Below are 7,515 nucleotides of genomic sequence, written 5' to 3'. Positions count from 1 at the left end.
CGATTCTATGCGGTCCCTGCTCAAATGATTCGCTCTTCAACCTGAAAAAGGCTTGCTTTTGAACAGAGTATCTACGTGCTGATCCTGCATGCGCTCCGCCACGCTAGCCGGTTGCGGCCCGGCAGGCGGTCCATACAAAGCTGCCTCAATGCGGACCAGGTCAACATCAACCCCCACGACTACCTCTCAATAGTAGGGTGCAATAACCGCAGGGCATTGCACCGAATGAACTGACTCCAGTAACCGACGCTGTTCCTGCTCCGTCAAAACCAAGCCGCGGCCCCCTTGCGTCAGTCCACTTGCCGTACAGAATTTTCATGGCAAGTATCCCAAAGCCAGCCAGTTCCACCCCGCACTGCAACACAGCCATTTCCGCTAACTCCCTTTCCACTTTGGCTGTCAGCCTGCCAACCAACCTCACCCGCAATCCCGAAAAATCCGTCCCGATGGCCCGCATCACGCCAATTCCCCCACCCGATGCGCAAGCTCACCCCGGTGGCACGGATGTTGCCGATATCAACCCGTCCTGCCAGTCCATAGCGCAGGTGCAGCATGCGGCAATGCCACACGCCGGATGTGACAGAAATCATTACCGAGCCGATTCATCCGGACCACCATCCAGTGAATCGCCAGGCAGATCCATTCATGAGGACCGGGAGACCATGCATACCATCACCGACATACTCGAACGCCATCACGACGACCGCACCCGCTTGCTCGATATCCTGTGGGATGTCCAGCACCGGTGCGGCCATATCCCCGACGCGGTCCTGCCCGAGATGGCGCAGCGGCTTGGCCTGACCGAGCTCGACATCCGCGAGACCTATTCTTTTTATCATTTCTTCCACGGCAAGCCGGCCGCGAAGTACCAGATTTACCTGAGCGATACCGTCATTGCCAGACATCATGGCTACCAGGATATCCATGATGCGCTGGTCCGGGAAACCGGCAGCGCCTTTGGTGCACAGGATGCCAGCCACACCTTCGGCCTCGAAACGACGTCCTGCATCGGTTTGAGTGATCAGGAACCGGCCATGCTGATCGGCAAGGAAGCCTTCACCCGTCTCACGCCAGAAAAAATCAAGGCCATCATCTCCCGCCTGAAAAACGGCGAGTCGCCAGCCACGATAGCCAATCCGGATGGTCTTGCCAGTAACACGCTGGCCTATGTCCATGCGATGGTCGAGTCAGGTATCCGCACAAGCGGTCCGGTCTATTTTCAGGCCGAGCCGGATTACCGGGAATTGCTGTCGCGCTTGCTGTCCGGTCCGCCCGAACTGGTGACCAAGACCGTCACCGAATCGGGCTTGCGCGGCCGCGGCGGTGCCGGTTTTTCTACCGGGCTGAAATGGCGCTTGTGTGCCGACAACGAAGAATCGATCCGCTACGTGATCTGCAACGCCGACGAAGGCGAACCGGGCACCTTCAAGGACCGCGTGCTGCTGACCGAATCACCGCAAGCAGTCCTGTTCGGCATGGTCACGGCGGCGTACGCGATCGGTGCGCAGCAGGGCGTCATTTACTTGCGCTCCGAATATTTGTACCTGAAAGATTACCTCGACCAGCAACTCGCCGATTGGCGCGAGCAAGGCTTGCTCGGCAAAACCATAGGCGGCAAGTCCGGCTTCGATTTCGATATCCGCCTCCAGATGGGTGCCGGTGCCTATATCTGCGGTGATGAAACCGCCCTGATCGAATCGCTCGAAGGCAAGCGCGGAACGCCCCGTGTCAAGCCGCCCTTTCCGGTCAACATGGGCTATCTCGGCAAACCGACCAGTGTCAACAATGTCGAAACCTTCGCTGCCGTGGCACGCATCATCGAACACGGTGCCAGCTGGTTCAAGGCAATGGGCACGGCCGAATCGACCGGCACGCGCCTGCTGAGTATTTCCGGTGATTGCGAGGCACCTGGCATCTATGAAATCCCGTGGGGCACCACGCTTGACGAGGTGCTGGCCAATGCCGGCGCGCGTGATCCGTGGGCCGTGCAGGTCAGCGGTCCATCGGGCGATTGCGTCTCGGTCGAGAAAGATGGCTTGCGCGCCATCGCCCTCGAAGACCTGACCTGCAACGGCTCGTTCATGATCTTCAACCGCAGCCGCGATCTGCTCGGCATCGTCAGCCAGTTCATGCAGTTTTTCGTCAATGAATCGTGCGGCATTTGCACGCCGTGCCGCTCCGGCAATGTCGATCTGTTCAAGAAAATCAATCGTGTCATCGATGGCAAGGCCTGCCAGAAAGACCTCGATGACGTGGTGGTCTGGGGCAAGCTGGTGCGCAAAACCAGCCGCTGCGGTCTCGGCGGCACGTCGCCGAAACCGATCCTGACCACGCTGCAAAATTTCCCCGAGCTGTACCAATCCAAACTGGTCAGGCAGGCCGGACCGCTACTGCCGTCATTCGATCTTGAAGAAAGCCGGCGCGGCTATCGCGAAGCGATTGCCCTACTCAACGACAGGAGGACTGTTTCATGATCCACACTCAGATCCAGATTCAGATCGATGGAAAAAACATCAACGCGCGCAAGGGCGAGAACCTGGTCGATGTCGCGCTCGACAATGGCATTTACATCCCGACCCTGTGCTATGTCCGAGGCAAGCCTTGCCTGGGCACATGCCGGGTCTGCGCGGTGCAGGTCGGCAGCGCGACGGTCGCAGCCTGCACGGTGCCGGTGGCGCACGACATGGTGGTCACGGTCAACCAGCCGGAACTGGCCGATCAGCGCAAGGCACTGGTCGAAAGCCTGTTCGCCGAAGGCACGCACAATTGCCCGAGTTGCGAAAAAAGCGGGCGCTGTGATTTGCAGGCGGTCGGCTATGAAGTTGGCATGATGGTCTCGCGTTTCGAGTACCGCTTCACGCCGCGTCAGAAAGACTACGCGGCCGACCACATCCTGCTGGAACGCGACCGCTGCATCTTCTGCCAGCGCTGCGTCGAGTTTGTTCGCGACGCCGATACCGGTCTGAAAATTTTCAGTATCAGCGGACGCGGCACCACCTCGCGCATCGAAATCAACGTTGAACTGGCCAACAAAATGAGCGCCGCCGAAGTCACCCGCGCGGTCGACCTGTGCCCGGTGGGCACCATCATCGAAAAGCGGGTCGGCTTCAATGCACCGATCGGCCAGCGCAAGTTCGACATCAAGTCGATCCGTGAACGCGCACTCGCCGGAGAGACACTATGAGCACGCACACCACCATCGATAGCAACGTCACCTACAGTCATGACCTGCCAAAAACGCCGGTCGACGCCGCATTTGCGGCCAGCCAGGCCGGCAAGATCAATGTCTCGATGATCGCGCTGGTCGGTTGCTGGGGCTGCACGCTGTCCTTTCTTGACATGGACGAACGCCTGCTCGGCCTGCTCGACAAGGTCACCATCCTGCGTTCGTCGATGACCGACATCAAGCGCATTCCCGAACGCTGCGTGGTCGGTTTTGTCGAGGGCGGCGTGGCCAGCGAAGAGAACATCGAAACGCTGGAACACTACCGCGCCAATTGCGACATCCTGATCTCGGTCGGTGCTTGCGCGGTATGGGGTGGCGTGCCGTCGATGCGCAACCAGTTGCCGCTGGCCGAGTGCCTCGAAGAGGCTTACATCAAGTCGCCCACCGCAGTGCCCGGCATCATTCCGATCATCCCCAACCATCCCGATCTGACGCGCGTGACGACCAAGGTTTATCCGTGTCACGAAGTCGTGAAGATGGATTATTTCATCCCCGGTTGCCCGCCCGATGGCGACGCAATCTTCAAGGTACTCGACGACATCGTCAGTGGCCGCCCGGTCGATCTGCCGACCTCAATGAACCGCTACGACTAAACGCTAAGACCAAAGGAAAACATCATGGGCAGGAAACTCATTATTGATCCGGTGACCCGTATCGAAGGACACGGCAAGGTCACCATCGAACTCGATGACGACAACAAGGTCATCGACGCCAAATTGCTGGTCGTCGAATTTCGCGGCTTTGAAAAATTCGTCCAGGGCCATCCGTACTGGGAAGCGCCGATGCTGTTGCAACGCATCTGCGGCATCTGTTTTGTCAGCCATCATCTGTGCGGTGCCAAGGTGCTTGATGACATGATCGGCGTCGGCTATGCAACCAACAACCTGATCACCCCGACCGCCGAAAAAATGCGCCGCCTCGGCCATTACGCCCAGCAATTGCAATCGCATGCGACCGCGTATTTTTACCTGATCGTGCCGGAAATGCTGTTCGGCATGGATGCCGCGCCCGAGCAGCGCAACGTGCTCGGACTGGCGGTCGCCAACCCGGCGCTGGTCAAGCGCGTGGTGATGTTGCGCAAGTGGGGACAGGAGCTGATCCAGGCCGTGCTCGGCAAGAAAATGCATGGCATCAGTTCGATCCCCGGCGGCGTCAACAACAACCTCACGGCTGAAGTACGCGACCGCTTCATCCACGGTGACGCCACCATTCCCAGCATCGACCAGATGCTGGACTACGCGCAGGAGGGCCTGCAACTGTTCTACGATTTCCACGAAAAAAACCGTGTGCTGGTCGATACCTTCGGCGACGCGCCGGCGCTCGACATGTGCCTGGTCGATGACAACGGCGACGTCGATTATTACCACGGCAAGATGCGCATCATCGACAACGACAAGCGCATCGTGCGCGAGCTGGATTACCACGATTACCTCGAGCATTTTTCGGAAGCCACCGAAGAATGGAGCTACATGAAATTCCCGTTCCTCAAGGACCTTGGCCGCGACAAGGGTTCGGTGCGGGTCGGGCCGCTGGCGCGGGTCAATGTCACGCGCGCGTATTCGACGCCGCTGGCGCAGGTCGCCCTGGAAAAATTTCATGCCTATAACAAGGGCAAGTCCAGCAACAAGACCTTGCACACCAACTGGGCGCGTGCCATCGAAATCCTGCATTCGGCCGAGCTGATCAAGCAATTGCTCAACGATCCCGATTTGCTAAAAGACCAGCTGGTGGTCAGCGCGACGCCGGCCATGTGGACCGGCGAAGGAGTCGGTGTGGTCGAAGCACCGCGTGGCACCTTGCTGCATCACTACCGCGCCGATACCGAAGGTCAGATTACCTTCTGCAATCTGGTCGTCGCCACCACGCAGAACAACCAGGTGATGAACCGCACCGTGCGCAGCGTGGCCGAGGAATACTTGAACGGCAAGGCCGAGATCACCGAGGGCATGATGAATGCCATCGAGGTCGGCATCCGCGCCTATGACCCGTGCCTGAGTTGCGCCACCCACGCGCTCGGCGAGATGCCGTTGCAAGTCACGTTGGTCGACGCGAAAGGAAACCAGCTCGATGAACGCCGCAAATAAATCAACTGGCAACAGCGTGGACACGGTCACGCTGAACACGGTCACGCTGGACTACTTCGACAGCCCGTCGGCGCTGATCTACGGCATCGGCAACAGCGGTCGCCAGGACGATGGATTGGGCTGGGCCTTCATCGACTGGCTGGAAGAATCGGGCCTGTGCCCGCACGCCGACAAGGTCAAGTTCTACCAGCTCAACCTCGAAGACGCCGACCTGATCAGCCACAAGCGCCGCGTGCTGTTCGTCGATGCCTCGAAAGAGGCGGCGCTGCCGGCGTTCCGGCTGTACCGGGCCGAAGCGAAGATGGATTTCAGTTTTACTTCGCACGCGATGTCGATCGACACCATCGTCGCGACTTGCGAGCAATGTTTCGGCAGCGCCCCCGAAGTCTGGGTGCTGGCGATCCGTGGCTACGCATGGGAATTGCACACCGGCCTGACCGCGCCGGCCACCGTCAACCTGCAACTGGCCGCCGGCGCACTCGCGCGCAGCGTCGTTCACCTTCACGAAAGACACCATGAAATCGAACACCACTGAAATCGCGGAGCTGATCCGCAACGCACCGATCGGGCAATACATCGGTGCCGACGGTGCCACCATCCTGGCCGAATGCGCAGCCCAGAAAATCGACCTGGCCGACGACGAGGTGCTGTGCGAAAAAGGCATTTCGACGAACTGCTTTTACATCGTCATCAAAGGCCGGCTGGCCATTACCGGCGTGGTCAAGGACAAGCAATCGGCACCCATCCTGCATGTGCTCGAAAAGGGCGACCTGGTCGGCGAACTGAGCTTCATCGATGGCAGTGCGCATCCGGATACCGTGCGTTCGCTCGGCAACGCCAGCGTGATCAGCTTCAACAAGGCCGACATCGATCCGCTCATTACCTCCAACCCGGTGCTGATCTTCAACTTCATGCGAGCAGTGATCAAACGGGTGCACAGTACACTGACCACCATCAACCGCCAGCAGCATGAACTGGTGGCCTATATCGAAACCGGTGGACGAGGACGCCTCTAAATGCACGAAGTCAGCCTTGCCAGCGGCATCCTGAAGATCGTCGAAGCCGCCGCGCTGCGCGAGAAATTTGCCCGCGTAACGCTGCTGCGGATCGAAGCGGGGTCGCTGTGCAATGTCGAGGTACGGGCCTTGCGCTTTGCGCTGGAAGTCATGGCGCAGGACACCTGCCTGCAGGATGCCGAAATTGCCATCGACACCCCGACCGGTGCGGCATGGTGCTTGCATTGCCAGTTGACGGTACCGTTGCAGGCGCATGGCGATGCTTGTCCGCAGTGCGGCAATTATCAATTGCGAGCGACGGGCGGTGCCGAATTGCGGGTACTGGAAATGATGGTGGAAGACACCTGATTTAGCCGGACCCGACCGATCATTTCATTCATCAAGGAGAGTCACATGCGCAGCACATTGAATCGCTGGAACCGCTGGAGCATCGCTCCGTTAGTCCTCGCCACCAGTGGCATCGCCAACGCCCATCCCGGGCACGCCGACGGTGTACTGTCTGGGCTGACCCATCCGCTGCTGGGAGCGGATCACCTGCTGGCGATGGTAGCCGTCGGTCTCTGGGCCTGGCAGCTTGGTGGCCGCGCCAGGTGGCAGGTGCCGGCCAGTTTCGTAGCGCTGATGAGCATCGCGGCAATCGCCGGCATGGCCGGCTTTGCGCTGCCGCAGGTCGAATCCGGTATCGCCGCCTCGCTGCTGGTGCTGGGCTTGCTGATTGCTTTTTCGGTACGCACGGGGACGGTGTTTGGTGCGGCTACCGTCGCGCTATTCGCGCTGTTTCATGGCAGCGCGCACGGTGTCGAGATGCCGCTTGAAGCAACGGCGTGGCAGTACGGGCTCGGCTTCGTGCTGGCGACGGTGGGGTTGCATGGTGTTGGTCTGTTGCTTGGCAAAGGGCTGGGACGTCATGGCTGGATGGTGCGTGCTGCCGGGGTGGCGATTGCCGGCAGTGGTGCGTGGTTGATGGTGGGCTGACGGGGCGGGGGGAGGAGCGGGAGTCGGGGCGGTGCAATGCCCTTCGGTTATTGCACCCTACGCGACTCTTGAAGTTGAAGTTGAAGTTGAAGTTGATGTTGAAGTGGCAGTTGACGTTGACCTGTTCCGCATTGAGACAGCTGCCAAAAGTCGGAGTCAGGCAGGGGATCAGAAGGGCGCATGTCTGAGCGAAGCGAGTTTGCGACCTTCCCCC

General features: G+C 59.6%; 9 protein-coding genes. All 9 read left to right on the top strand.

All coding sequences use genetic code 11. The features are described from left to right. Positions 1 to 662 precede the first annotated feature (662 nt). Positions 663 to 2,474 (top strand): NAD(P)H-dependent oxidoreductase subunit E, encoded by a 1,812-nt coding sequence (locus tag QN370_RS20225; protein WP_322126597.1) that lies wholly within the window; start codon positions 663 to 665, stop codon positions 2,472 to 2,474. Beyond that, on the top strand, positions 2,471 to 3,184 hold the full coding sequence (locus QN370_RS20220; RefSeq protein ID WP_322126598.1) for a 2Fe-2S iron-sulfur cluster-binding protein: 714 nt from the start codon (positions 2,471 to 2,473) through the stop codon (positions 3,182 to 3,184). Before QN370_RS20225 ends, QN370_RS20220 begins: the two co-directional genes overlap by 4 nt. Beyond that, complete coding sequence (locus QN370_RS20215) at positions 3,181 to 3,819, top strand: NADP oxidoreductase (protein WP_322126599.1); 639 nt, start codon at positions 3,181 to 3,183, stop codon at positions 3,817 to 3,819. Before QN370_RS20220 ends, QN370_RS20215 begins: the two co-directional genes overlap by 4 nt. Before the next feature lie 24 nt (positions 3,820 to 3,843). Then, positions 3,844 to 5,310, top strand: coding sequence for a Ni/Fe hydrogenase subunit alpha (locus tag QN370_RS20210; protein ID WP_322126600.1), 1,467 nt, complete (start codon positions 3,844 to 3,846; stop codon positions 5,308 to 5,310). After that, positions 5,294 to 5,845: a hydrogenase maturation protease gene (locus QN370_RS20205; protein WP_322126601.1), complete on the top strand. Its 552-nt coding sequence runs from the start codon at positions 5,294 to 5,296 to the stop codon at positions 5,843 to 5,845. Before QN370_RS20210 ends, QN370_RS20205 begins: the two co-directional genes overlap by 17 nt. Then, positions 5,826 to 6,326 (top strand): cyclic nucleotide-binding domain-containing protein, encoded by a 501-nt coding sequence (locus QN370_RS20200; RefSeq protein WP_322126602.1) that lies wholly within the window; start codon positions 5,826 to 5,828, stop codon positions 6,324 to 6,326. Before QN370_RS20205 ends, QN370_RS20200 begins: the two co-directional genes overlap by 20 nt. Then, positions 6,327 to 6,674: a hydrogenase maturation nickel metallochaperone HypA gene (locus QN370_RS20195; protein WP_322126603.1), complete on the top strand. Its 348-nt coding sequence runs from the start codon at positions 6,327 to 6,329 to the stop codon at positions 6,672 to 6,674. Positions 6,675 to 6,719: 45 nt separating this feature from the next. Further along, a complete protein-coding gene (locus tag QN370_RS20190) occupies positions 6,720 to 7,301 on the top strand; it encodes a HupE/UreJ family protein (protein WP_322126604.1) in 582 nt (193 codons plus the stop codon). Positions 7,302 to 7,332: 31 nt separating this feature from the next. Continuing rightward, positions 7,333 to 7,515: hypothetical protein (locus QN370_RS20185; protein ID WP_323581806.1), on the top strand; the 183-nt coding region annotated here is incomplete at its 3' end.

It is taken from the genome of Actimicrobium sp. CCI2.3 (genome assembly GCF_035019065.1).
Classification (GTDB): Bacteria; Pseudomonadota; Gammaproteobacteria; order Burkholderiales; family Burkholderiaceae_D; genus Actimicrobium.
This window is presented reverse-complemented; position numbering and strand designations above follow the sequence as displayed.